20 protein-coding genes are annotated in these 24,772 nt (G+C 70.3%); 6 read left to right on the forward strand and 14 right to left on the reverse strand.

The features are described 5' to 3' along the window. Nucleotides 1–50: 50 nt before the first annotated feature. On the forward strand, nt 51–539 hold the full coding sequence (locus tag H9622_RS02340) for a YajQ family cyclic di-GMP-binding protein (RefSeq protein WP_191763859.1): 489 nt from the start codon (nt 51–53) through the stop codon (nt 537–539). 39 nt (nt 540–578) lie between these two features. Here the strand turns inward: H9622_RS02340 and H9622_RS02345 are convergent, their stop codons facing one another. The 5 genes from H9622_RS02345 to H9622_RS02365 all read right to left on the reverse strand — a co-directional run bounded on the left by H9622_RS02345 (nt 579) and on the right by H9622_RS02365 (nt 9,877). Continuing rightward, nucleotides 579–1,970 (reverse strand): Ig-like domain-containing protein, encoded by a 1,392-nt coding sequence (locus H9622_RS02345; RefSeq protein ID WP_191763861.1) that lies wholly within the window; start codon nt 1,968–1,970, stop codon nt 579–581. Continuing rightward, complete coding sequence (locus tag H9622_RS02350; protein ID WP_318247003.1) at nt 1,960–2,760, reverse strand: TIGR03943 family putative permease subunit; 801 nt, start codon at nt 2,758–2,760, stop codon at nt 1,960–1,962. Before H9622_RS02350 ends, H9622_RS02345 begins: the two co-directional genes overlap by 11 nt. A gap of 1 nt (nt 2,761) precedes the next feature. Next, the gene (locus H9622_RS02355) at nt 2,762–3,847 is read right to left on the reverse strand and encodes a permease (protein ID WP_225221529.1); all 1,086 of its coding nucleotides are present in this window, start codon (nt 3,845–3,847) and stop codon (nt 2,762–2,764) included. Between the two features lie 78 nt (nt 3,848–3,925). After that, entirely contained in the window at nt 3,926–8,140 is a 4,215-nt protein-coding gene (locus H9622_RS02360) for a beta-L-arabinofuranosidase domain-containing protein (RefSeq protein WP_191763865.1), read from the reverse strand. 210 nt (nt 8,141–8,350) lie between these two features. Continuing rightward, entirely contained in the window at nt 8,351–9,877 is a 1,527-nt protein-coding gene (locus tag H9622_RS02365) for a serine/threonine-protein kinase (protein WP_191765556.1), read from the reverse strand. 296 nt (nt 9,878–10,173) lie between these two features. Here H9622_RS02365 and H9622_RS02370 point away from each other — a divergent pair, with 296 nt between their 5' ends. Genes H9622_RS02370 through H9622_RS02380 form a run of 3 tightly spaced genes read left to right on the forward strand, consistent with a single transcriptional unit; the run spans nt 10,174 to nt 13,451 of the window. After that, nucleotides 10,174–10,674, forward strand: coding sequence for a hypothetical protein (locus tag H9622_RS02370; protein ID WP_191763867.1), 501 nt, complete (start codon nt 10,174–10,176; stop codon nt 10,672–10,674). 55 nt (nt 10,675–10,729) lie between these two features. After that, entirely contained in the window at nt 10,730–12,601 is a 1,872-nt protein-coding gene (locus tag H9622_RS02375) for a lipase family protein (RefSeq protein ID WP_191763868.1), read from the forward strand. A 49-nt stretch (nt 12,602–12,650) separates the two neighbouring features. Then, a complete protein-coding gene (locus H9622_RS02380) occupies nt 12,651–13,451 on the forward strand; it encodes a hypothetical protein (RefSeq protein ID WP_191763870.1) in 801 nt (266 codons plus the stop codon). On the opposite strand, the gene H9622_RS02385 is transcribed toward H9622_RS02380, so the two are convergent. The 5 genes from H9622_RS02385 to H9622_RS02405 form a co-directional block, all read right to left on the reverse strand. Continuing rightward, nucleotides 13,362–14,369: an alpha/beta hydrolase gene (locus H9622_RS02385; RefSeq protein WP_191763872.1), complete on the reverse strand. Its 1,008-nt coding sequence runs from the start codon at nt 14,367–14,369 to the stop codon at nt 13,362–13,364. The two genes, H9622_RS02380 and H9622_RS02385, sit on opposite strands and share 90 nt — an antisense overlap. Before the next feature lie 56 nt (nt 14,370–14,425). Next, nucleotides 14,426–15,796, reverse strand: coding sequence for an FAD-dependent oxidoreductase (locus H9622_RS02390; protein WP_191763873.1), 1,371 nt, complete (start codon nt 15,794–15,796; stop codon nt 14,426–14,428). 78 nt (nt 15,797–15,874) lie between these two features. After that, the gene (locus H9622_RS02395; RefSeq protein ID WP_191763875.1) at nt 15,875–16,930 is read right to left on the reverse strand and encodes a polyprenyl synthetase family protein; all 1,056 of its coding nucleotides are present in this window, start codon (nt 16,928–16,930) and stop codon (nt 15,875–15,877) included. 85 nt (nt 16,931–17,015) lie between these two features. Beyond that, nucleotides 17,016–17,762 carry a demethylmenaquinone methyltransferase gene (locus tag H9622_RS02400; protein WP_191763877.1) on the reverse strand — a complete coding sequence of 249 codons (747 nt, stop codon included), beginning with the start codon at nt 17,760–17,762 and terminating at the stop codon, nt 17,016–17,018. A gap of 41 nt (nt 17,763–17,803) precedes the next feature. After that, nucleotides 17,804–18,352: a DUF402 domain-containing protein gene (locus H9622_RS02405; protein WP_191763879.1), complete on the reverse strand. Its 549-nt coding sequence runs from the start codon at nt 18,350–18,352 to the stop codon at nt 17,804–17,806. Between the two features lie 22 nt (nt 18,353–18,374). Between H9622_RS02405 and H9622_RS02410 the strand changes: the two genes are divergently transcribed. Beyond that, a complete protein-coding gene (locus tag H9622_RS02410) occupies nt 18,375–19,667 on the forward strand; it encodes an isochorismate synthase (protein ID WP_318247004.1) in 1,293 nt (430 codons plus the stop codon). A 227-nt stretch (nt 19,668–19,894) separates the two neighbouring features. Here the strand turns inward: H9622_RS02410 and H9622_RS02415 are convergent, their stop codons facing one another. Next, a complete protein-coding gene (locus H9622_RS02415; RefSeq protein ID WP_191763881.1) occupies nt 19,895–20,791 on the reverse strand; it encodes a permease prefix domain 1-containing protein in 897 nt (298 codons plus the stop codon). Further along, nucleotides 20,788–21,141, reverse strand: coding sequence for a PadR family transcriptional regulator (locus H9622_RS02420; RefSeq protein ID WP_191763883.1), 354 nt, complete (start codon nt 21,139–21,141; stop codon nt 20,788–20,790). The genes H9622_RS02415 and H9622_RS02420 overlap by 4 nt, the downstream gene beginning before the upstream one ends. 80 nt (nt 21,142–21,221) lie before the next feature. On the opposite strand from H9622_RS02420, the gene H9622_RS02425 reads away from it, so the two are divergent. Then, nucleotides 21,222–21,986, forward strand: coding sequence for a class I SAM-dependent methyltransferase (locus tag H9622_RS02425; protein ID WP_191763884.1), 765 nt, complete (start codon nt 21,222–21,224; stop codon nt 21,984–21,986). Between the two features lie 15 nt (nt 21,987–22,001). On the opposite strand, the gene H9622_RS02430 is transcribed toward H9622_RS02425, so the two are convergent. Both H9622_RS02430 and menD read right to left on the reverse strand, forming a co-directional pair. Beyond that, nucleotides 22,002–22,865, reverse strand: coding sequence for a PPK2 family polyphosphate kinase (locus H9622_RS02430; RefSeq protein ID WP_191763886.1), 864 nt, complete (start codon nt 22,863–22,865; stop codon nt 22,002–22,004). 95 nt (nt 22,866–22,960) lie between these two features. Further along, nucleotides 22,961–24,772: a 2-succinyl-5-enolpyruvyl-6-hydroxy-3-cyclohexene-1-carboxylic-acid synthase gene (gene menD, locus H9622_RS02435; RefSeq protein ID WP_191765560.1), complete on the reverse strand. Its 1,812-nt coding sequence runs from the start codon at nt 24,770–24,772 to the stop codon at nt 22,961–22,963.

Consider the following 24,772-nt stretch of genomic DNA (forward strand, 5'->3'; position numbering starts at 1 on the left):
GGCCTGCCCGGTCTTCGCGGCGTCACGCGACCGCGGATAGACTGCCCGTCATGGCCGATTCTTCGTTCGACATCGTCAGCAAGGTGGACCACCAGGAGGCCGAGAACGCCCTGAACCAGGCGCGCAAGGAGATCGAGCAGCGCTACGACTTCAAGGGCACGGGCGCATCCGTCGAGTGGAGCGGCGACTCCATCTTGATCAAGGCGAGCACCGAGGAGCGCGCGAAGGCGGTGCTCGACGTCTTCCAGTCGAAGCTGATCAAGCGCGGCATCTCACTGAAGAGCCTCGACTCGGGCGAGCCCTTCGCCAGCGGCAAGGAGTTCCGGATCGTCTCGACGCTCAAGGACGGCATCTCGTCGGAGAACGCCAAGAAGATCTCGAAGCTCATCCGCGACGAGGGTCCCAAGTCTGTGAAGTCGCAGATCCAGGGCGACGAGCTGCGCGTGCAGTCGAAGAGTCGCGACGACCTCCAGGAGGTCCAGCGCATGCTCAAGGCCGCCGACCTCGACGTCGACCTCCAGTTCGTCAACTACCGGTAGCGCGCGACGCGCGGCCGGCCCGCGGGCCGGTGCCCTCACTCACGACGCGGGTGCGCGGCACCAGGAGATCGCGAGACCGGGCATCACCTGCGTGTCGTCCGACTCGAGGGAGAAGATCCTCGTCTCGACGGTCTCGGGCATCGCGAGAATCGCGTCGTCGAGCGGGTTCGCGGCGATGTCCGGAGCGACGACGACACCCACCCAGCGCCCGCTCGGTGCTGCGCACACCTGCAGGATGGCGTCGGTCGTCGCCACCTCGGCGATGACCCGGCTGTCGACGGAAGGCGCTCGCATCACCACCGTCTGGCCCTCGAGCTCGCCGGAGTCGCTGAGACGCAGATAGGTGAGCAGCGTCCCGTTCCCCGTCACTTCCTCCGCGGCGAACGGCTGTCCGAACTGCGGGTCGGCCCCCGCGGCAGGAGTGCGTGAACCGTCCCGGAGGTCCACGATCTGCGGGCCCTCCGCGGTTCGCACGTACGCAACGGCCTCGGTACGCGAGACGTCGTCGATGATGGACGCCTTGCCGAGCGTGACGGGTTCGCCCTCCGCGACGGGGTCGGCCAGCAGCAGGTCGTCGCCGCGCGTCACGAGGAGAAGCGACGTCGTGCCCTGCACGAAGCGGAAGTCGTCGATGCGCGGGTCGGACGTGCCGAGATCGAGCTGCTCGGGCTTGGCATCGGGTGCGGAGATGCTGCCGAGGAAGACCACCGAGTCGCGAACCGGGATGCCCTCGACGGACGGGTCGGTCCACGTGTAGGCGAAGCGGTCGCCGGAGTCCGAGAGCTGCAGGCGAGCAAGGCGACCGACGGCGGGAAGACGCACCTCGTCGACACGGCCGTCCTCTCGGACCACCACGAGTTCGGAATCACCCTGCTCGGTTCGCAGCGCGACGACCAATCCGCGGGGGGACGAGCGGAAGTCCTCGATCCGCGGGTGCTCGAACACCGTCTCCTCCGTGGCGCCGTCGAGGGTCGTGCGATAGATGCGGTCGTCGTCGGGCGAGCGCTCGAGGAGGAACGCCTCTGCGCGCGGCGTCTCCAGCGACGTGGAGAAGGTGGAGGATGGGCCGCCCGACCTGCCCACCACGTCGCTGATCGTGAGCGTGTAGCGGGTGCCGTCCTGCAGCGGCTCGGCAAGGCGTACGCCGACGTCGCGGCCGGCGGTGTCGACCGTGAAGGGCACCTCCGGCTCGATCTCCACCTGCGTAGCGGACACCTCTGCCAGCGCCTGATTCGCCGTGAAGATCACGCGAGAGCCGCTGACCGTCGTCGCCGCGGCCGGGTCGGACAGCACCGCTGAGACGCGGGGGCCGGCTGCGACGCTCGCGCCGGCGGCAGCCGTCGACGCGACCAGGATCCCCGCCAGCACGGCTGCGTAGACGAGGAGGAACCGCTTCCCGCGGCCCGTGCCCGCGTGCTCGTCAGTACTCATACGGATCCTGCGGCTCCTCGATGGGCGTCAGCGTCGTCGGACGGATGGTCAGCTCCTCGCCCTCGAGGACCACGGTCCCCTCCACGCGCGCCCAGTCGCCGACTTCGATGCCGGCATCCCAGTCCGCGTCGCTGACCGGCACGGCGGCGGGCTGCGCGTCGATGACGCAGTGAGTGATCACCAGCCTGGTGAGAAGGAACTGCTCTGGGTCGTCGGGGTGGGGGGTGACGAACCCCTCGAGCTCCACGGCGTCGCCGGCGAAGTCCTCGGGCGAGGTGGCCGTGGCGAACACGGTCGACCAGTCGGGGATTCCGAACTCTCGCGTGTCGCCGGAGCTCGCCAGCTCGACCGCGTCATCCCTGCCGAACAGCGCGGGGGCGTTGGTCGCTCGATCCATCGCAAGCGTGACCGAGAGCGTGGTGGGTGGGAGCAGCCAGGCGGCGACCACCACCGCCGAGGCGATGGCACCGCCCACGATCGATACAGTGCTCGCCCGGGCGACGGCGACCTGGCTGTGGCCCCGTCCGTGATCGTCGACGTGATCCCGGCCGTGATCGTGATCGTGATCGTGGTCGGCGGATGCTTCGCCAGGATGATCGTGCTCCCGCTCGATGCCGAGGGGAAGGGCGAGACCGACGACCCCCACTCCGATCGCGACAACCGCCATCGCGATCGCGAACCAGCTGCCTGCCGGGTTCAGGAAGAGTCCGAGCCGACCGGTCAGCGCGAGCACCAGCGTCGCGATGCCGAGCACCGCGGCGAGGCCCGCACCCAGCCAGCGTTCCCACACGTCACGCAACGAGGTTCACCACCGCTCCGATGAACCAGGCGCTGAGGATGACCACGGGCACCACCCCGGCGAGCAGGCGGGTCGTGAACGTCGTGCGCAGCAGCGCGAGCATCTTCACGTCGATGAGCGGACCGATCAGCAGGAAGGCGACGATCGAGCCAGGCGTGAATGTGGAGGCGAACGACAGGGCGAAGAAGGCGTCGACGTTCGAGCAGATGGCCACGACGAGCGCCAGCAGGGTCATCGCGAGGATGGAGAGCACGGGGTCGCTGCCGATCGCGACGAGTACCTCACGGGGCACGAGCACCTGGATCGCACCCGCGAGAGCCGAGCCCAGGACGAGCGCCGGCATGACGGCGCGGAGCTCGACGAGGACCTGCGTCGCCGTCCGGCGTCCCCGGCTCTCGGCTTCGAGAACAGAGGGGGCGGCGCAGGTGGCGGCGAACCGAGCGGTGAGGAGGGACGTGGGATCAGGATGCCGCGAATACAGCCATCCGATGAGGTTGGCGATCGCGTATCCGCCGAGCAGCCGCGCGACGAGGATGCCGTCGTTCAATCCGAACGCCTGGTGCGTCGTCAGGATCACGATCGGGTTCACGATCGGCGCCGCCATGAGGAAGGTGAGAGTCTCGGGCACCGAGAAACCGCGCATCATCAGGCCGCGCGCGAACGGGACATTGCCGCACTCGCACACCGGCACCAGCATCCCGAGCAGCGAGAGCACCGCGCGCCGGGCCCAGGCGCGCCGCGGGAGCCAGCGTTCGATCGCTCCCGGCGGGATCCACACCTGGATGACGACGGCGAGCACCACCCCTAGCATCACGAACGGCATCGACTCGATCAGAACGCTCACCGCGAGGGTGAGTCCGTCCTGCAGCCGCTCCGGCAGAGCCACGTCGGTCAGGACCTGTGTCGCCAGCCCGATTCCCACCAGGACGATCGCAAGGACCACACCCCACCACACGCGCCGCCGGCGAAGGGGCGGCGCCTCCGGCGCTGATGCGGGGGCGGATGCCGCGACCGCGGTCGCGACACGAGTCCGTGCTGCGGGACTCAGCGTTCCCATCGGGCGACGGCGCTTGGCCATGGTGATGTCTCCGGATCGAGTGGGTCGGTGAAAGGCCGGATGCCGGCAGCGAGTTCGCTGCCGGCACCCGGACCGGTGTCAGAGCGCGCCGGCGCCGCAGGCGGCCTGAGCGTACGGGACGTTCACCGCGGTGGTGACATCCTCACCGCCGACGGTCGCAGTCGCCGTCACCACCGCCACACCCTGCGGCAGGACCGCCGCACGCGTGGTGAACGCGTGACTGCTGGTCTTGCCGGCACCCAGGGAGGCGACGGTCTTGGTGCCGTACGTCGACTCGAGACGGACGCCGACCGGTACCTCGTCGCCGTTCGCGACGCTCACCGTCAGCACCGCCTTGCCCGCCACGCAGCGGGCCGTTGCGGTGCCCGTGACGGCGAGCTGCCGGTCGGCCGCCTCGCGGATCACCAGGGTGTACGTCGTCGACGTCTCGTGATCCTGCGCGAACGAACGGATGGTGACCGTCTTCTCCTCCCCCGGCACCAGCGATACCTGGCGAGGCTCGGTGTCGTCGATCAGGATGTCGCCCACCCGCACCAGGCCGCTGGGCACGTTCGGCGTCGCGGTGAACGACATCGAGGTAGCGCCCTGCGGGACCGTCACCGTGTAGTCGGTGGTCGATCCGGAGAACGTCGGCGAGAGGACTCCCCCGTCGACCGTGAGACCCGTGAGCGACGACTCCGTGCTGTAGGTCACCGGCCGCGAGGTCGCGACTCCGAAGACGCCGCCCGCGAAGCCTCCCGTCGACTGGTAGCGCACCGTGACCACGGGGATCCGGTTGCCCTGCCCATCCAGTACCGGGTTGCCGGCGGCGTCCACCTTGTACCGGACGTTCGGGCCGGTCAGGTACTGCGCCGGAATCGTGTCGACCACCTCGTAGAACACTCCGGAGCCCGCAGCGTTGGTGATCTGCTGCGTCTTGAAGAGGGTGTCATTGAGGTAGATCGCGAACGACCGTCCGTTGTCCCCCGAGAAGTACGTCGTCTCGAGTCGGTTGGTCGATGCGGTGGGGTCAACGGCCATGTCGTAGCTGAACCAGCCGTTGCTGTTCGCGTGACGATACTGCCGACCGTTGTGGACTCCGACGCTCGTCGTGCCGCCTGTCTTCAGGTTCTTCGCGGCCTCTCCGTTGTTGTTGTCGAACGTGGTGAGGACGTCGATGAACCGTGCGGCGTCACGCTGGCGCTTCTTCTCGTCGAGGATCGCCTGCTGTGCGGCCGGCGAGTCCGGGACCTCGAAGTTCATGTAGATGCCATAGCGCTGACCGTGCTGCGAGTAGTGCGGCGTGTAGATGAGGTCTCCCCCGTCGCGCGTGTTCTTCAGCACGAACTGCGCTTCGCCGTCCGCATTGTCCTCGATGCGCTCCACGTTCTCCGCGATGTCGTCGTACCACTGCTGAGTGGTCTCCGTGGCCACCGTCACCGTCTGCTGAACCTCGGCCGACGGCGCGAGGGCGATCCGCACGCTCACTCCGACCGATCCCCAGCCCGTCATGTTCTCGGTGCCCAGGCCGGCGCTGAGCACCGTCGGTCCGTACTTGAACGCGACGAAGTCGGCGTTGTCGGGGGTGTCGTACGCCACGACCTCCATCGGGGTGGTCAGTTCGATCACATCGCCCGCGGCGACCTCATCGAGAACGATGTAGCCCTGGCGCACGTCCGGCGACACGACCGTGCCGTTCACGGTGAGGGTCGGCTCGCCGGCCACCCAGTCCGGGACGCGCAGACGGAGCGTGGCGCCTTCCGCGAGCTGAGATCCCGTCAGGGCGTCCACGGTGATGCGCACCGTGTCGTCGTTCGGGAAGTCGGCTTCCTGGGTGACGCGCATGTTGCTGTCGGCGTGGTCGTACTGGGAACTGAAGTACAGGTTGACCCAGACGTTCTTGTCACGGGAGAAGTACAGCGTGTCGGCGAGCTTGGAGAAGTTCTCCATCCCCGTGCCGATGCAGCACCAGAAGAGCTGCGACTCGGTCGGTGCCGGGCCGTAGACCTTGTAGTAGCCGGGCGCCATCGGGTTGAAGTACATGCTCATGCCGTTGTCGGGATTCTGCGAGGACACGATCGTGTTGATGAACGTGTTCTCGTAGTAGTGCATGTACTTGACGTCCTGCGTGACCTTGAACAGCTCGCGCGACAGCTTGAGCATGTTGTACTCGTTGCACGTCTCGGCCGTCTGCGGATTGCCCGTCGATCCCTGCTGTGTGGCGTAGCGCCACAGCGTGTCCGGAGCGCGGAAGTGCTCGGACTGGCTGTTGGCCCCCGTCACGTAGGTGTGGTGATCGACCACCGTCTGCCAGAAATTCTGCGCGGCGGTCAGGTACATCCCGAGGTTGTCCTTCTCGGCCTGCGTGAGCATCTCGTAGTATTCGGGGTTCTCGGTGAACACCGTGTAGCGCTTGAGCGCGCCGATGAACTTCGGGATGGTCGTGTTGGCGTGACGACCGGGAAGCACGTCGGTGCCGTTCGCGAGCGACTGGAAGAGCGACACCTCATCGAATCCCTGCGCGGCCGTCTTGAAGTGGGGGTTGCCCCCGGACACGTCGAACAGCTCGTAGAGCGCCTCGTTCATACCGCCGTACTCGGTGCCGAGAAGTGTGGCGGTGTTGCTGAGGGTGGAGACGCGCCCGAACATGTACTCGCCGAAGCCTTCAGCGACATCCAGCGCCAGCTCGCCCAGCTCGCCGGGCACGTACTCGTACGCGTCGAGCAGTCCGGCGAGGATCTTGTGCAGGTTGTAATACGGCACGATGACCTGATCGTCGGACGTGCCTCGTCCCTCCACAGCGTCGAGCGCCGAGTCGCGGAACGGGGCGAGGTAGCCCGCCCGCGACGTGCCGTCGTAGCTGTCCTGCACCGCGGCGAGACCGCGGATCGTGGCCTCGAGGTCGGCGAGCACCTCAGCCTTGACAGCGGGGTCGTCGGAGTTGGCGTAGTTCATCGCCAGCGCCGACATGTAGTGACCGAAGGAGTGGCCGCGGAAGTTCCAGGTCACCGATCCGTTCTCCCACCCGGGGTAGCTCGTCGTGTTGACGGTGAAGCTGCCGGGCTTGTAGGAGTTCGCCGTCACGCGGAACCAGTGGAGGTACCGCTCGGGGTCGAGCGTGAGGAGGTAGTCGATCTCCTTGTCCTGCGCGTTCTTGAGGTAGTCGTCGAAGATGACGACGTCCTCGAGGCCGGTGTCCTGGACCGGTTCGACGACCGCCGGAACGTACACCTCGAAGGTCTTGGTGGTCGCGGGGCCGCCGAGGTAGCTGACGCGGGCGGTCAGCGTGACGGTGACGTCCTCTTCGCCTGCCTCAGGGCGCACGACGACTCCGGACGGAGCGATGACCTCGGGGTCCGTCGATGTCCAGCTGACGGTCGACCCGTTCGACGTCGTCGTGGGGAGCGTCAGGTTGACCGTCGCCGTCGTCGGGACCGTGATGCCTGCAGCCGCCGATGCGGCGAGAGCCGCACGGTCCACCGTGCCTCCGCCGTCCTCGTAGAGGGCGACGACGCCTGCGAGGTCGGCAATGCCCTCGAACAGTCGGTAGTCGTCCAGCGCGCTGGTCAGGTATCCGCCGTTGTAGTTGGGGCCGTTGTACCCGATCGACTTGGGCAGCACGGGGCTCGCCTCGGCGATCGTGCCGGTCGCGGTGGCGCTGACAGGGGTCTGCACCGACGTCGTGACCTTGACGCCGTTGCGGTACAGGTTGAACTGCTTCGACGTGCTGCTGTACGTGGCGGTGATATGCGTCCACTCGCCCACGGGGAAGAATGCGGCGCGATCGGTCGAGGCGGCCCGCACCTCGTGCGGCTGGCCTCCGCCCGGGCCGAAGGAGAACAGGAGGGGGTTCGTCGCGCTCACCGACGAGGCGTACCAGCCCGCGGTGTTGTATGCGCGCTTGTTCCAGGTGATGATCTGCTCACCCGAACCCATGGCCGCCGTGGGCTTGAACCAGAACGACAAGGTCAGGTCGGACGGGACGAGCTCGCTGCCCGTGCCCAGATCGAGGAAGGTGCTGCCGTTGAGCTTCAGGCCCTTCGTGCCGGCCTTGTTGCCGGCGATGTACTCGTGATTGAGGGTGGTCGACCCGTTGTGCCCCTTCAATGCGGTGGGGTGCGCGAGAGGGCTGGAGTCGACGACCGAGTCCTCGAAGGTCAGCTCCAGGACAGGATCACCCAGTCCGAAGTCGTCGACGGCATGTGCCGGCGACAAGCCTCCCAGGACCAGTGCGCCCGCCGTCGCGGCGACGATCGCCGACAGGCCTGCCCTTCCCCACCGCCTCTGGCGTCTACGGCGTCGTGATATCTCCATGCCAACCTCCTCGTTGATGGGCGCGTCGACGTCGACTCGCCGCCCTGGGGCATCGCCACCATACTGATAGCGCTAACAGTCGCGCAAGGAGCAATTTGAAGTCGCACCACGGGCGTCGGTTCATCGATCAACGAAACCGACCCCTCGACGAGGGCCTATCGATCAACCAGACCGACGCTCGGCGACGGCTTTGAGGCGCTGGGGCGCGCGTCAGTCGCGCTTGCCCTGGCCCTTCTCCTTGCCCGGCTGAGAGTTCGCGCCGACGGCCTTCTCGGCTTCCTTCGCCGCCTTGCGCTCCTCCTTCGCGAGGTCGCGTGCCGCCTTCTCGGCGGTCTTCTCGGCGTCCTTCGCCGCCTTGCGCTCCTCCTTCGCGAGATCCTTCGCGGCCTTGTCGGCGGCCGCACCGGCCTCGCGCTTCGGCGCCTCGACGACGTGGGACGCCGGCTCGATGGAGAGCCCGTCCTCGACCTGGCCTTCGGGGGCCGAAGGCGTGGCCTCGTCCGCCCCGCCGTCGAGCAGCGGCTCCGGAACGGGCGAAGAGGTGGCGTCGCGCAGTTCGCCGTACGAGGTGGCCGGGGCACCGGGCACGCCCGCGCCCAGGACCAGGCCGAGCGCGACGGTGGCTGCGGCAACCGCCCCTCCTCCGGCTGCGACGATTCGGCGTCGGCGAGCGGCGAGCGCCCGTGCACGCCTGCGCCGTGCGGGCCGGGCCCGCAGGCTGGGGGCCGTGGGAGCGAACGCCCCCACTGCCACCTCCGTTGCGGCGGATGCGACCGGAATCGAGGGGAGAGCGGGGGCCACCGGAACCGACGGGAGGGTCGGGGCCGGGGGAATCGACGGGAGGGCGCTGAGCACCGGCATCGCCGGCTGCGTGGCCTCGGGGTCGCCGACCGCGTCAGGGGCGATGTCGATCGGCAGAGTGGCCGCGCGCTGCGCGACGTCCAGTGCGGCGGGCCGGTGCGCAGCATCCGTCGCCGTCATCTCGGTCAGCAGGCGAGCCCACTCGGGACCCACCCACCCCGGCACCGGCGGCGGATCGATGAGGCGCGCCATCACCGCGGCGATCCCCGACGACTGCCCGTAGGCGCGCACACCGGTCAGCGCCTCGAGCAGCACGAGTCCGAGCGCGTAGACATCGGACGCGGGTCCGGCCGGTTCACCCCGCACCTGCTCCGGCGCGAGGTAGGCGGCGGTGCCCACGATGGTGCCGGCGGCGGTGATCCGCGTGCCGTCGACGAGTTGGGCGACGCCGAAGTCGCCGAGCTTCACCTGCTCGCCGAGACCGGGCACCGGGTTCTCGGCGAGCAGGATGTTCGAAGGCTTGAGGTCGCGATGCACCACTCCCGCCCTGTGGACGACATGCAGTGCCGACGAGAGTTCGGTGGCGAGATGACGCACCCGCGCGGCGGGCAGCGGGCCGCGGCCGAGGGCGGCTGCAAGGGTCTCGCCGTCGACGTACTCCATCACGAGGTAGCTCGGCCCGTCCGACCGCACCCGGCCGTCGTAGAGCTTGACCAGCGACGGGTGACTCAGCGACGCGAGCACCGTCATCTCGTTCTGGGCGCGCTCCGGGGTGCAGAGATCGTCGGAGCCGTCCCGCATGAGCTTGACCGCGACGGTGCGACCGAGCTGCTCGTCGATGGCGCGGTGAACCCGCGCCACGCTGCCGGACCCCACGCACTCTTCGAGCCGGTACCGGCCATCCAATCGGCCGGTCACCGCGGCACCCTGCTGCATGACTGCCACTGTTGCCTCCCCCGCGCCACCCATCCGGGTCACGACCGTTCACACGTTATTCGGAGCAGGGTCCGGGCTGTCCCCTCTTGACAAATCGGCGGAAGCCCCCACCACCCCGAAGGCGGGCGCGCGTGGACCCTCGAATGCGCCAGGCACGGATGGACACGCCGGGTGTCAATACCGCGCGACGCCCAGGCGGAGGGCGTAGTCTCGGCCGCGCCTCGCACGAAGTGGGGCGATGGTGAGCCGGGAAGCCTGGTCGGCACAGTGTGAACCGACGATTGCGAGGCCGACCCATGACCGAGACCGCGGACTACATCGTGCGGGGTGACCACCTCGCGGTGCTGAGCGAGCTCGCCGTGAGCCAGGCCAGCGGCCTGGAGTCGCCGAAGACCCTGGTGTGGGGCTTGGACCTCGCTTCGGCACCGACCCGGCGAGCAGCGCACAAGCAGCTGCGAGCCGAAGCGCGCGGCATCGCGCGGGCGAGCCAGGCTCAGTCGAGCCTCACCCACCTGTTCGTCGTCTACACGCACGGGGCCTCGCTTCCGGAAGGGAGCTGTCTGTCCGCTGCCGCACAGACCGCGACCAGGCTCCACGCCGAACTCGAGCGCTCGCGCGGCCGCTTCATCGAAGTGATCCTCATCGACGCGACCGGGTGGGAGAACGGCGATGATCTGCGCGACCGGATCGTGCAGACGGCGTCGACCCCGGCAGGAGTCGCCGGCGACCTCGCGCTCGGGTGGCACGACATCACCGACATGACCATCCACCAAGCCGCCACCGCGAAGATCTGCTGACGGCGACGGCCGCCGTGGGCGCAGCGCGTCCTCAGTGCGCGAATATCATGTGGCGATGGCGCGAAAGCCGTCCGTGAGACTCCTCCCGCGCAAGGGTGCGCTGCCGATCCTTCTCGACCGCGCGCCCGTCCCGGTCGCGATCATCGTCGGGTTCGGCCTGATCCTGCTCGGCGCTCTGATCGTCACGCGACCGCTCACCTCGATCGTCCTCCTCGGGATCTACGTGGGGTGCAGCGCGATCGTCTCCGGACTGGCCGAGCTGCTGGGCCGACGCGGCGAACGCGCGTGGTGGCCGCGACTCGTCGCGAGCGTGTGGCTCGTCTCCGGCGCCATCATCCTGCTGTTCCTCGAGCGAAGCCTGCAGCTCCTTCCTCCCGCGATGGCGCTGCTCCTGGTGCTGGGCGGGCTCGCCTCGATCGGCGACGCGCTGTCTCCGACCTCGGTCAGTCAGCGCGTCCTGACCTGCGCCTGGGGCGTGAGCCAGATCGTCTTCGGGATCCTTGCGCTCGCGTGGCCGGACGTCACGGTCCTCGTGGTGGCCGTCGTGTTCGGCATTCGTACCGTGCTCTACGGAGGATCCCTCGCCGCTCGGGCCATCCGAGCGGAGAGCGCCCAGGGCATCGCGTCGTCCGAGGCGAAAACAGCGTCGGCGTCGGCGACGACCGCTGCCCGTCTGGATCGATCGACCTTCTGGATGGCGGCGGGCCGGTATGCGCTCACCGCCGTCCTGCTCGGCGTCTGCGCAGCGGGTTGGGCGCTCAACAGCTGGCTCGCCGAGGGGGCGCCCGTCGCCGACGCGTTCTACGATCCACCCGCCACCGTTCCCGCGGAGCACGGGCGGCTCATCCGGGTGGACGATTTCGCCGGCCAGAGCCCACCTGACGCCGATGTGGTGCGGATCCTCTACACCACCCGCGACGCGTTCGGCGCTCCGGCAGTCGCCAGCGCCCTGGTCATCGCTCCGAGTGAAGACCAGGCCGGCGCTCGGCCCGTGGTCGCCTGGAACCACGGTACGACCGGCGTCGCCCGCGGTTGCGCACCGAGCCTGCGCGACGCTTCCGCGACCCACTGGGCGATTCCCGCGCTCAACGACGCGGTGGCCCGGGGGTGGGTGGTCGTCGCGACGGACTACTCCGGCCAGGGGGCACCGGGGGTCTTCCCCTATCTGATCGGCGCCGGGGAGGCTCGCTCGTCACTCGACGCCGTCCTGGCGAGCCGCGAGCTCGAGGGTCTCGCCCTGCGTCCCGAGACCGTCGCGTGGGGACATTCCCAAGGCGGTCACGCGGCGCTGTGGATGGCCCAGCTGGCGGAGCGGTACGCGCCAGAGATCGACTTCCGGGGCACGGCTGCGCTCGCGCCCGTCACGGCGCCGCTGGAGCTCGCCCAGGAGCTGTCGGCTCGCGATGCGGACCCCCTCCTGTCCGTCTTGGTGTCGTGGGTGCTCGTGCCCTACGCCGACACGTACCCCGAGATCGACCTGAGGAACTATGTCGCGCCGGGATCGCGCACGATCGTCCGAGAGATGACGCAACGATGCCCCAGCGAGCCCGGCGTCATCGTGTCGGTCCTGACGTCCCTCGGCGTCTCGGAGGACCGACCGCTCTACGTGGGTGATCTCACTGCCGGTCCGCTCGGCGAGCGGCTCGCGCAGAACGCCGTCGAGGGTCCGTTCACGACGCCGGTGCTCGTCGCCTGGGGCGATGCCGACGAGGTCATCCCCCCGCGCCTGCAGCAGCGGTTCGTCGACCGGCTCTGCGCGCAGGGCGACCGTGTGCGGTGGGTCGTCTACGGCGGATACGACCACCTGCGACCACTGCTGCCCGGATCGCGCTTCCTGCCCCTGCTGGTGAACTGGACGGAGTCTCAGCTTCTGGGTGGCGACGCGCCGACAGACGACTGCGCGCGTTACGCGCCGGCGTCTCCCTGATCCTGCGGCCGGGCCTGGCAGACCGCCGCCGCCGGGTGGACAATGAGCCATGGCCGTCGACACGCCCGTCGACCCTGCAGCCGACGACGCCTCGCCGGCGCCGGACCGCCCGGAGTCCGACGCCGTCCTGGGGCGGCGCGCGCAGATCCTCGCGACCGAGCACTGGGGACTGCTCGCCGCCCGTGGCACCGCGCAGAGCGAGGTGCTCACCCGCATCACCATCTTCCTCACGCTGGTGTCGGCCGGACTGGTCACCATCGGTCTGCTCGGACAGGCGACCGGCTTCGACGACTGGTTCGCCGGCGCCGCGCTCTCGATCCTCGGGTTCCTGGCGCTCATCGGGTTCATGACTCAGACCCGGGTCTTCAACGTCGCCGAAGAGGACATGATGTACGTCGTGGCGATGAACCGCCTGCGCGGCGCCTACGTCGACCTCGATCCGCGGGTGCAGCGCTACTTCCTCGCCGCGATCGCCGACGACGAGCGCGGACTCGAGTTGACCTACTCGTTCCTTCGCCGGCGGAGCGTGTCGCACCTGTTCGGCAGCTCCGCGATGCTCATCGCCGTCGTGAATGCGTGCGTCTCGGGTCTGCTCGCCGGGTCCGTTCTGGTGGCTGCGGGGCAGGCGACGGGATGGGCGATCGCCGCGGGGATCCTCGTCGCGGTGGTGCTCATCGTGTGCTTCATGACCTACGGCTACTGGACATTCCGCACCGCGTGGACCAACCACCGTCCGCTGCGGACGACCCCGCTCCCGCAGTCAGACGAGGGGACGGATGCCGCGCCCGACGGTGTCGACGGCCCACCGCCGGAGGACCCGGTACGCCTCCGCACGCGCCGCCGGTCCTGAGAGGAACACGTCGTGGACGGCATCCTGGATCCGTGCGATCGTGACGAGCCTCCCGATCCGTGTCGCGCTCTTGGCGATGTCGTCCACGACGAGCACCGAGTCCGACGTGGTCATCGTCTCGTTCCACGCGAGCGGCGGCGTCGATCGGGATGACAGCAGGACGAGCGTCGGGCACCCGACGTCGACGCCTGCGGCGATCCGCCGGTGGCCGTCGAGGATCGCCGCCAGCCACGCCGGCCGTGTGGGGAAGCCCCGCTCGGGCCGCCAGTCGGGGTGGTCGACGGCGAGCGGCAGGACGCCGAGCTCGGTCAGTGCTCGTGTGTAGAAGCCGAGGTCGACCGCAGGCTGATTGCCCCGCGGATCGAACCGCGCCCGCGCGTTGACGAGCGGCGCGATCGCCTGCCGGCCCACCGCCCCGAATTGGAACTCGAGCCACGGGCTGTTGAGCACCACGGCACTCGCACGGCCCGGATGCCGGGCCGCCCAGAGCGTCAGCGTGAGGCCCCCCGTCGAGTGGCCGAGCAGCACGAGCCGGCGGCGGGGCGCGGCATCCATCCCCTGTCCCATCACCGTGAGCGCCGCCTCGATGTCGACGTCGTAGTCGTCGAGCGCGTCGACGTAGCCGGGTGCGTTCTCGGTGCGGAGGCTGCGGCCATAGCGACGCAGATCGAGGGCGTGGAAGCGCGCTCCGAGCCCGGTCCACATGCGCGCGAGCTCGGCCTGGAAGAAGAAGTCCGACCAGCCGTGCACGTAGAGCACGTCGACGTCGCGCAGCGGCTGAACCACGGCCACGACCGGATTCGGCATGAGGCGCACGAGGGTCGCCGCGAGCGGTCCGTCTTCCTCGTCGAGGCCGAGATCGAGCGTCACCTGCTCGAACGGCTTCCCGAGGACGTCGGTCTGCCACTGGCCCGCCATGACGCGAGCCTATCCAGCCGCACCCCCGCTCGCGGAACGCGGCGACGGGACGGCGGTCAGTCGCGCGAGATCGTCACCATCTCGTCGCGGGGGACGACCTTGATGCGGGCACGCCCGTGCGGGGCGCCGAGCGCGACCTCGTGCGAGTCGAGGCGATGCCAGCCGTCCAGGTCGGTCCAGATCACTCCGCGCGAGGCGAGCAGCGCGGGGATCGCGTCCTCCGACGGATCGGCCGGCTGCCACCACGACCCCTGGTCGTTGATGAGGTGGCGGATCGTCTCCATCGCATCGGACTTGGTGTGACCGATGAGGCCGACCGGGCCGCGCTTGATCCAGCCGGTCGCGTAGACGCCGGGCACGCGCTCGTTCGATTCGCGCCGCAGCACCTGGCCCTCGTGGTTCGGGATCACGCCGTGGCGCTTGTCGAACGGCACGCCAGGGAGTGGCGAGCCGAAGTAGCCGACGGCGCGGTAGATCGCCTGGATCCGCACCTCGCGGATCTCGCCGGTGCCGACCACGCCGCCCTCGCCGTCAGGACGCGTGCGCTCGTACCGGAACGCGCTGACGCGGCCCTCGGCATCCTTCACGACCTCCAGCGGCTTCGCGTAGAAGTGCAGATGAAGGCGGCGGGATGCCTCTCCCCCGGCGTTGTTCGCCGAGGGGCGCTGGCGCCACGACTGCAGCACGCGGTCGATGACCATGACCTGCTTGTTGCTGGCGATGGCAGTCCTGGACGCCTCGTCGTAGTCGAAGTCCTCGTCGTAGACGACCATGTCGACGTCGCGCAGCTCACCGAGCTCGCGCAGCTCGAGCGGCGTGAACTTCACCTGCGCGGGACCGCGGCGGCCGAAGATGTGCACGTCGGTGATGGGGCTCGCCGCGAGGCCGGCGTGGACGTTGTTCGGGATCTCGGTGGGCAGCAGGTCTTCGGCGTGCTTGGCCAGCATGCGTGCGATGTCGAGGGCCACGTTGCCGTTGCCGATCACGGCGACCGACTCGGCGTCGAGCGGCCACTCGCGCGGCACGTCGGGGTGGCCGTCGAACCAGCTCACGAAGTCGGCGGCGCCGTACGACCCGACCGCGTCGATGCCGGGGATGTCGAGATCGGTGTCGCGCACGGCGCCCGTGGCGAAGATCACGGCGTTGTAGTGATGCTTGAGGTCCTCGAGGCTGATGTCCTCGCCGAAGCGCACGTTGCCGAAGAGGCGGATGTCACCGCGGTCGAGCACCTCGCGGAGGGCCGTGATGATGCCCTTGATGCGCGGGTGATCGGGGGCCACGCCGTAGCGGACGAGGCCGTACGGGGCGGGGAGCTGCTCGAAGAGGTCGATCGAGACGTCGAACTTGCGCTCGGCCTTCAGCAGGATGTCGGCCGCGTAGATGCCGGCCGGGCCCGCGCCGACGATCGCCAGTCGGAGCTTCGTCATGGTGGTCCTTTCGTGTCTCGAGTCGCGGCGGCGCCGCTGCTCGACAAACCAGGTGAGGTGGACTGCCGGGTCGGCGCCTCAGCTCGAGCGGTCGGCCACAGCCTGCGCGAAGCGCGTCAGCGCCTCGCGCACCGGGCCGTCGGGAAGGGGGGTGAGCGCATCGACGGCCTCGCGCGACCACGCGTTCGCGAGATCGAGCGTGGCCTGCGTGGCCTCGTGGTCGCGCAGCTCTGCGAGCGCATCGTCGAGGATCGCCGGGTCGGCGCCGTCGGAGATGCGCGCGACGCCGTCATCGATCCGCGCGCGCAGGGCGACGGAGCCGGCGTCGGTGCGCTGCCCGAGCACGAGGTACGGCATCGTCGGCACGCCGGCGCGCAGGTCGGTGCCGGGTACCTTGCCGGTCTCGTCGGGGTCGGCCGACAGGTCGATGACGTCGTCGAGCAACTGGAAGGCGACACCGGCCTTCTCGCCGAACGTCACCATCGGCGCCTCGAACTCGGTGGGGCCGTTCGAGAAGATCACGCCGGCCTGCGCGGCGGCGGCGATGAGCGAGCCCGTCTTGTCGGACAGCACCTGCAGGTAGAAGTCGACAGGGTCGTCGCCCTCCTGCGGACCGACCGTCTCGTGCATCTGGCCGAGCACCAGGCGCTCGAACGTGTCGGCCTGGAGCTTGATGGCATCGTCGCCGTACCGGGCCATGATCTGGCTCGCACGGGAGAAGAGGATGTCGCCGGTGAGGATCGCGATGCTGTTGCCCCAGATCGCGTGCGCGCTGGGGACTCCGCGGCGCTTGTCCGCGGCATCCATCACATCGTCGTGATACAGCGAGCCGAGGTGCGTCATCTCGAGCGCGGTCGCACCGTCGATGACGCGCTCGGTCGCTCCGTCGCCGAGCTGAGCGGTGAGGAGGGCGAGCATCGGGCGCACGCGCTTACCGCCGGCCTCGTACAGGTAGCGGCTGGTGGCGTCGGCGAGCGAGTCCGCCACGCGCAGTTCGCGCTCGAGCGCATGGTCCACACGCTTCAGGCCCGCCTCGACCGCGGCGAGGAGCTTGCGGGACCTCGGCCCCGCGAAGACACGGTCGGTGAGGCCCAGCTTGCCCGCGATGCGCGAGCCCGGCGCTGAGGGAGTCACACGCCCAGCCTACCGGGGCTGCGATTCGCCTCGGTCCGCGCGGTGCCCCACGGCGGCCGGGGATGCGTGGTCTCGCGTCGCCCGCTCACCGACCGGGGGCGACGACGGGCTTGGTGGCGCGGTGCAGGGCGACGATGCCCATCGAGAGGTTGCGGTGCGCGACATCCGTCCACCCCGCCTCGCGGATCCACGCCGACAGCGTGGGCTGATCGGGCCAGTCGCGGATCGACTCGTTGAGGTAGTCGTACGCCTCGGCGTTCGAGCTCACGGTCTTGGCGACCACCGGCAGCACGCGGTCGTTGTAGAAGCGGTAGAGGCCGTTGAACACCGGCGACGGCGGGTGCGAGAACTCGCAGATCACGAGGCGGCCGCCCGGGCGGGTCACACGCAGTAGCTCGGCGAGCGCCTTCTTCGGCTCGTTCACGTTGCGCAGCCCGAATGACATCGTGACCGCGTCGAACCCGTCGTCATCGAACGGCAGGTCGGTCGCGTCGGCCTCGACGAAGGTCAGATTCGGGATGCCGCTGTGCCGGCGCCGTCCTTCCGCGATCATCCCCGGCGAGAAGTCCGCGGCCACGACGCTCGCGCCGCTGCGGGCGAGCGCGACGCTCGATGCACCGGTCCCGGCCGCGAGATCGAGGATGCGCTGACCCTGGCGCGGCGCGACGGCCCGCGTGGTCGCCGCCCGCCAGAAGCGGTCGTTGCCCATGCTCAGCACGGTGTTGGTGCGGTCGTATGCCGGCGCCACCTGGTCGAACATGCCGCTCACGCGCGACGGGTCCTTGTGCAGGTCGGCGCGATTCGGCTCGTGCTCGGAGGGGTGCGATGCCACCCGTCGAGTCTAGGCGGCGGGCCGCGCACCGGCACCCGGCGTCATTCCAGGCCGAGCTCGGCCAGCCGGCCCAGCCACCTCTCGGCCGTCACCTCGTCGAAGGGCGGGACGCGGCCGAGGACGTGCTTCTCGAGTTCGACGGCCAGCGCCTCGAGCCGCTCGACCACGTCGGGCGGGTAGCCGTACGCGACGCGATGCTCGTCCCACTCGTCGCGGTCGTCGATGAAGACGCCGCCGTCGGTGCGCTCGATCACGTCGAGGTCCATGTCGATGCCCATGGGCTCGCCATCCTGCCATCGGAGGTCCCACGCGATGTCGACGTAGACGCGGGTGCGATGCGGCGCCGCGTTGTGCGTGTAGGCGTAGTCGCCGCTCGGCGGGAGGAGCGTGATGTTCGGATGCTCCGGCTCGAACACGCGCCCAGGCCTGGAGCTGTCCCAGCCCGGGAGTTGGCCGAACCAGTCGCCCCAGCGATCGCTGCCGAGGTAGACGCACTCGTGCACCCAGTGGGGCCCGCCGTCCCACTTGCGCCAGCGGAACAGCAGCCGGGTGCCCGGAGCGGGGCGTGCGGGGACGGCGTCGTCGGTCACGTGGCGAGTCTAGGCTTGACGTGTGACCTCTTCGCTCCGCCCGCCGAAGCTGGTGGTCGAGACCCGTGAGATCGCGACCGTCGACGATCTGCTGTCGTACACCGATCCGGGTTCCCCGCTCGCCTGGCTGCGGCGCGGGGAGGGCATCGTCGGCATCGGCACGGTCGGCGGCTACGAGACCGGCCTTCCGGGGGCACTTCCCGGGGCCGCGCAGCCGAGCCCGGCCGACTGGTGGCGCGGGCTCTGTGCCCATGCCGAGATCGACGACCCGATCGGCCTGCACGGCACCGGCCTCGTCGCCTTCGGCACCCTCGTGTTCGATGCGCGCTCGGCCGCGTCGAGCCGCCTGATCATTCCCCAGCTCGTCGTCGGACGGCGCGACGGACGCTCGTGGATGACCCGCATCCGCTGGTCGGACACCGAGTTGCCCGAGCCGCCGGCCGAGCCCCTGCCGTACGGTCCGTACTGGTCGGCCACCCTCGGCCCGGGCGCGCTCGACCCCGAGGGCTACCAGGCCGCCGTGCGCGCCGGGCTCGACGCCATCGCCGCCGGCGAGGTCGGCAAGGTCGTGCTCGCCCGCGACCTGGTGGGAACCGTGCCCGCCGGCTCCGACCTTCGCCGGCTCGTGCGCGCGCTGTCGACCGGCTATCTCGACACCTGGACCTTCGCGGTCGACGGCCTCATCGGCGCGAGCCCCGAGACCCTCGTGACGGTGTCGGGCGGCGAGGTCACGGCCCGCGTGCTGGCCGGGACGTTCCCGCGCGGCGCCGACGCCGACGACGACGCCGCGGCATCCTTCCGCCTCTCGCACAGCGGCAAGGACCTCGACGAGCACCAGTTCGCGGTGCAGAGCGTGCTCGATGCCCTCGCCCCGCACGTGAGCTCGGTGCGCGCCGACGACGAGCCGTTCGCGCTCGAACTGCCCAACCTCTGGCACCTCGCGACCGACGTCGCCGGCGAGATCGCCGACCACGCCTCCGCGCTCGACCTCGTCGCGGCGCTTCACCCGACCGCGGCGGTGGCGGGGACGCCGACGGATGCCGCGCTCGAGGTCATCCGCCGGCTCGAGCCGTTCGACCGCCGGCGCTACGCCGGCCCGGTCGGCTGGGTCGACGCCCACGGCGACGGCGAATGGGCGATCGCGCTGCGGTGCGCGCAGATCGGCGCGGAACCGGTGCGGCGCTTCGCCGAGTACAGCGACACCATCCCCGTCGTCGCGCACGCCGGTGCCGGGATCGTGGCCGGCAGCGACCCCGAGACCGAACTGCTCGAGACGCGGGTGAAGTTCCGCCCGATCGTCGATGCCCTCGCCTGAGGCCCGCCTCACCTGACGCCGGGTGCCGGCTGCCCGCCGCCCGGCGGCCGCCCGTGCCCAACGCAACATCGGAGATCGTGACGACACGCCGGGGTTCGTGCCCAGCCGCCCGGCGAGGCGGCCGCGGCATCCGATTCTGCGCACGCGCCACGCGCCACGCGCCACGCGCCGCGCACGCGCCACGCGCCGCGCACGCGCCACGCGCCGCGCGCGCGGCCGCGCCCGGGTTAGGACGTCTTGTCGGGGGCGAAGAGCATCCGCGCGAGGACGAGCATCATCGCCGCGAAGCCGCCGGCGAACGCGAGGGGCGCCCACCACCAGCCCACGGTGAAGACGAGCACCGCGATGACGGCGAAGGTGACGATCCAGATCGCGACGGTGTAGAGGCCGAAGCGCGCCGCCGTCTCGGGCTCGCGCTCGAATCGGTTCGCGGGCTCGCGGGCGAGCGCCTGACGCGTCCACGCCTTGTGCCGGTTGGTCTGGCTCGCGCCGAGGAACGCGAACAGGATGATCGACGCGATGACGCCGAGCGCGGCGAACACGACGCACCAGACCGGCAGCGCGCCGACGGCGACCATGAACCCGAAGGCCACGCCGTACGCGGCGAGGAACGTCGCCCCGGCGAAGCCGCCGGCCCGGTTCTCGGGCATCGGGTGGTTCGTGGTGGTCTCCTGCGCGAGGGTGTCGCCGACGAGGAGTCCGAGTCCGGTCGACGCCATGCCGAAGAGTCCGATGATCGGCCCGGCGACGAGCGGGAGGACCCCGGTCGCTCCGAGCACGCCGAGCACGATGCCGACGATCGCGGCGAGCGACCAGACCACGGCACGCACGACGTAGCCGACCTTGGGCTTCACCCGGTGCCGCTGCTGCAGGGCCGCGTAGTCCTCGCGCGGCGTCGTGGCTGCGGCATCCGTCGACTCGGCGACCAGATCGCGCACGTCGCCCAACTCCGCGACCGCCCGCCGAGCAGCATCGGCGGGCGTGCTGCCCGCCTCCTCCAGCTCGGCGGCGCGCGCGAGGAGGTTGGCACGCATCTCCTCCTTGAGGTCCTGCGCGTCGGCGGTCATGTCGATGCTCCGGAACGCTTCGTCGAGAAGGCGGTGGATGTCGGTGTTCTCTGTCATTTCTCCGTGCCCTTCACGTCGAGGAGCGAGTCGATGATGCGGCGGGTGGCGTTCCACGCCGCGACGTTGTTGCTGAAGACCGCGCGTCCGGCGTCGGTGATGCGGTAGTACTTGCGGCGGCCGCCCTGCGTCTCGTCGCCCCAGTAGGACTCCACGAGTCCGTCCTTCTCGAGACGGCGATAGGTGGCGTAGAGGGTGGCTTCCTTGATCTCGTGGTCGCCGCCGGTCGCGTCGCGGATCGTCTTGTAGATCTCGAAGCCGTACCGGTCGCCTCGCCGGAGCACGCCGAGCACGATCGTGTCGGTGTGACCGCGCAGCAGGTCTGCTGCGAACGCGTCGTCCTTTGCCATGTCGAGTACTGTATCAGATCAAGTACTCAATGCGACATGCTTCTATATCGGGTCCACCACCTCGGCTCTAGACTGCGGGCATGTCGTTCGACGTGGCGGCGGATGCCTACGACCGGTTCATGGGGCGCTACTCCGCGCCGCTGGCCGGGAGCTTCGCCGAGTGGGCTCGGCTGCCCGAGCACGGCCGCGCCCTCGACGTCGGCTGCGGTCCGGGCGCGCTGCTCGCCGTGCTGACACGGCGATTCGGCCCCGACCAGGTGGCGGGCGTCGATCCGTCCGAGAGCTTCGTCGCAGCCGCGCACGACCGGCACCCGTGGGCGGATGTGCGGCACGGCACGGCCGAAGCGCTGCCGTTCGAGGACGACACGTTCGACGCCGCGCTCGCCTCGCTGGTGGTGCATTTTATGACGGATGCCGCGGCCGGCGCCCGCGAGATGGTGCGCGTCACCCGTGCCGGCGGTGTCGTGGCGTCATGCGCATGGGACTTTGCGGGGCGGCGCGCACCGCAGTCGGCGTTCTTCTCGGGGCTGTCGGCGGTGGTGGACGGAATCGACGACGAGACCGACCGAGTGGGCGCCGCGGCCGGCGACCTGGCTGCCCTCCTGCGGGGCGCCGGCTGCACCGAAGTCGAGGAATCCGAGCTGTCCGTCACCGTCGACTACGCGGGGTTCGACGAGTGGTGGGAGCCGTACACGCTCGGGGTCTCCCCCGCCGGCAGGCAGCTGCAGGCGCTGTCGGAGGAGCAGCGCACGCTCGTGCGCGAGCGGTGCGTCGACCTGATGCCCGCCGGGCCGTTCACCGTGACGGCCACCGCCTGGGCGGCGCGGGGCGTGGTGCCGCGCTGAGCGCACGTCGTGCGGTCAGGTCAGCGCAAGGCGCTTCTTCTCGGCCTCCACGTCGAAATCCGCCTTCGGCCACTGCGGGTCGATCTCCTCGAGAGCTTCGAGCAGCAGGTGCTGCACCGCGAGGCGCGCGTACCATTTGCGGTTCGCGGGCACGACGAACCAGGGCGCGTGATCGGTCGACGTGCGCTCGAACACCTGCTGGTAGGCGTCCATGTACTGCGGCCACAGCTGGCGCTCGTCGACGTCGCCGGGGTTGTACTTCCAATGCTTGTCTGGCCGGTCCAGCCGCTCGGTCAGCCGCGCCTTCTGCTCGTCCGACGAGATGTGCAGCATCACCTTGACCACGCGGGTCCCGCTGCCGGCGAGCTGCTCCTCGAATGTGTTGATCGCGCCGTAGCGCCGCTCGATCTCGTCGTGCGGGGCGAGCTCGCGGACCCTGCCGATCAGGACGTCCTCGTAGTGCGACCGGTCGAAGACCCCGATGATGCCCGGCTCGGGCACGCGCTTCGCGACGCGCCACAGGAAGTCGTGCTCGAGTTCCTCTGGCGTGGGCTTCTTGAACGCGGTGATCGACACGCCCTGCGGGTCGACCGAGCCCACGACGTGACGCACGATCCCGCCCTTGCCTGCGGAGTCCATCGCCTGCAGCACGAGCAGCACCGCGGCGTCAGTCGCATCGACGCGGCTACGGGCAAAGAGGCGCTCCTGGTACTCGTCGAGCTGCATCGAGCCCGCCGCCAGGTCCTCGGCCGCCTGCACCTTGTCCTCCTCGTACCCGGGCGTGGCCTGAGCGTCGACGTCGGCGAGCACGAAGCCCTCCCGTACGCGGAGCATCTCCGCAACATCGCCCGACCAGTGCTTCTGACTCTTCGCGATCATGTGCCCATCATGCCGACCCCGGCGGTGTCCGCGCGTGCCGGAATCAGGAGACACGCTGATCGGCCGTGCCGAAGAGCAGCCGAGCGGATGCCGCGCTACCGCGCGAGCGGGACTTCGATGAGCTGCCGCCCGCCCGCGGGGGCGGTGAGCGCCTGGTCGAGCGCGGTGCGGGTCGTCACGCGCTGGTACTCCCAGCCGTACGCGCGCGCGAGGTGCTCGAGGCGCACCGAGTGCGGCGTGTACAGCACGCGGTCCATCGCGTCCGCGCCGGCGACTCCCGCGACCTCGAGGCCGTCGAAGATCGTGCCACCGCCGTCGTTGCCGACGATGACCTGGATGCGCGGCTCGGTCTCGCCGGGTGGGAGCAGCAGCGCACCGACGTCGTGCAGCAGCGCGAGATCGCCGAGCAGCACTCGCGTGACGCCGGGACGCCCGGCGGTCTGGCTCGCGAGCGCGATGCCCGTCGCCGTCGCGACCGTTCCGTCGATGCCGGCGAGACCGCGGTTCGCATGCACCGGCACCTTCTTGCCGCCGAGGAGGTCGTCGGCGACGCGCACCAGGCGGGAGGAGCCGAACATCAGCCGGTCGTGCGGCCAGGTCGCGCGCCACACCGCGTCGACGAGGACGGCCCGGTCGATCGGTGCGCGCGCCGCCGCCAGTTCGGCGGCGATCGCGCCGAGCCGTTCCTGCGGCACCGCGGACGTGAGCCCCTCGGCGTCGGGCGGCGGCGGAGCGAGATCGACGGATGCCTCGCGCGACGCATGGAGCCAGGCGCCGAGCCACTCCCGATCGGCGTCGCCGGTCGCGACGGCGACGGTGTCGACCGCGGTCGTGGCGCCGTTGAGGTTGAGCGGCTCGCCCGGGCCGCGCAGCGCGATGACCTCGACCTCGGGGTCGGAGAGGAGCGCGGCCACCTCGCGGCTGAGGGTCGGATGGCCGAGCACGATCGCGCGCTCCACGCGCCCGCCGAGCTCGGGATCACGCAGCAGCGCGCGGTAGCCGTGGACGAGGTACCGGCCGAAACGCGCACCGCTGACGATCTCGGCGATGAGCGGCCATCCGCCCGCGTGCGCGAGCACCTCGGCATCGGGGCCGGCGTCCGATCCGGCGACGACGACCGTGCGCGGTCCGCGCACGACCACGAACGGCTGCTCCTCGGGATCGTCGGGCACGTCCGAGACGCCGATCCCGCCGCCGCCTTGATAGAGCGCACCGGATGCCTCGTCCGCCGCCGCCACGTCGGGAGCAGGCGGGCCGTCGGGGTCATCGTCGGTGGTCGACGCGAGTTCGGCGGTCGGCACGCCGAACCACGCAGGGAGGTCGCCGGCGAGCGGCTCACGGTAGGGAAGGTTGAGGTGCACGGGCCCGGCCGAGCGCAGACCCGCGCCCAGCGCGGCCGCGACGGCCTCTTCGGCGACGCGCCGGAGCATGACGCTCTGCTCTTCGTCCCCCTCGGTGTCGCAGCCCTCGGGCACGGGAAGGTCGGCCTCGTACCGCACGCTCGGCGAGAACATGCCCGGCTGCCGCGTCGTCTGGTTCGCCCCCACTCCGCGCAGCTCGGGTGGCCGGTCGGCGGTGAGCAGCAGCAGCGGCACACCGGCGTGGTGGGCCTCGAGCGCAGCGGGCATGAGGTTGGCGACGGCGGTGCCGGACGTGCAGACCACGGCCGCCGGCATCCGTGATTCTCGTCCGATGCCGAGCGCCGTGAAGCCCGCCACACGCTCGTCCACGCGCACATGCAGGCGCACCGCTCCGCGCCGCTCGAGCTCGGCGGCGACGAGGGCGAGCGCCTGCGAGCGGGATCCCGGGCTGAGCACGATGTGCTCGACGCCGAGTTCGACGAGTCGGCACAGCAGTGCCGCGGCGGCATCGGTGGCGGCGGAGGCGAGTCCGCTCTCGCCGCTGAT

The organism is Microbacterium gallinarum (genome assembly GCF_014837165.1).
GTDB lineage: Bacteria > Actinomycetota > Actinomycetes > Actinomycetales > Microbacteriaceae > Microbacterium > Microbacterium gallinarum.

Excerpts from the sequence above, each read along its gene's own strand:
- H9622_RS02390 (WP_191763873.1), bottom strand. The coding sequence starts at position 15,796 with ATGACGAAGCTCCGACTGGCGATCGTCGGCGCGGGCCCGGCCGGCATC.
- H9622_RS02415 (WP_191763881.1), bottom strand. The coding sequence starts at position 20,791 with ATGACAGAGAACACCGACATCCACCGCCTTCTCGACGAAGCGTTCCGG.
- H9622_RS02385 (WP_191763872.1), bottom strand. The coding sequence starts at position 14,369 with ATGGCGGGCCAGTGGCAGACCGACGTCCTCGGGAAGCCGTTCGAGCAG.
- H9622_RS02380 (WP_191763870.1), top strand. The coding sequence starts at position 12,651 with ATGGCCGTCGACACGCCCGTCGACCCTGCAGCCGACGACGCCTCGCCG.
- H9622_RS02360 (WP_191763865.1), bottom strand. The coding sequence starts at position 8,140 with ATGGAGATATCACGACGCCGTAGACGCCAGAGGCGGTGGGGAAGGGCA.
- H9622_RS02375 (WP_191763868.1), top strand. The coding sequence starts at position 10,730 with ATGGCGCGAAAGCCGTCCGTGAGACTCCTCCCGCGCAAGGGTGCGCTG.
- H9622_RS02345 (WP_191763861.1), bottom strand. The coding sequence starts at position 1,970 with ATGAGTACTGACGAGCACGCGGGCACGGGCCGCGGGAAGCGGTTCCTC.
- H9622_RS02355 (WP_225221529.1), bottom strand. The coding sequence starts at position 3,847 with ATGGCCAAGCGCCGTCGCCCGATGGGAACGCTGAGTCCCGCAGCACGG.
- H9622_RS02430 (WP_191763886.1), bottom strand. The coding sequence starts at position 22,865 with ATGATCGCGAAGAGTCAGAAGCACTGGTCGGGCGATGTTGCGGAGATG.
- H9622_RS02420 (WP_191763883.1), bottom strand. The coding sequence starts at position 21,141 with ATGGCAAAGGACGACGCGTTCGCAGCAGACCTGCTGCGCGGTCACACC.
- H9622_RS02370 (WP_191763867.1), top strand. The coding sequence starts at position 10,174 with ATGACCGAGACCGCGGACTACATCGTGCGGGGTGACCACCTCGCGGTG.
- H9622_RS02340 (WP_191763859.1), top strand. The coding sequence starts at position 51 with ATGGCCGATTCTTCGTTCGACATCGTCAGCAAGGTGGACCACCAGGAG.
- H9622_RS02365 (WP_191765556.1), bottom strand. The coding sequence starts at position 9,877 with ATGCAGCAGGGTGCCGCGGTGACCGGCCGATTGGATGGCCGGTACCGG.
- H9622_RS02425 (WP_191763884.1), top strand. The coding sequence starts at position 21,222 with ATGTCGTTCGACGTGGCGGCGGATGCCTACGACCGGTTCATGGGGCGC.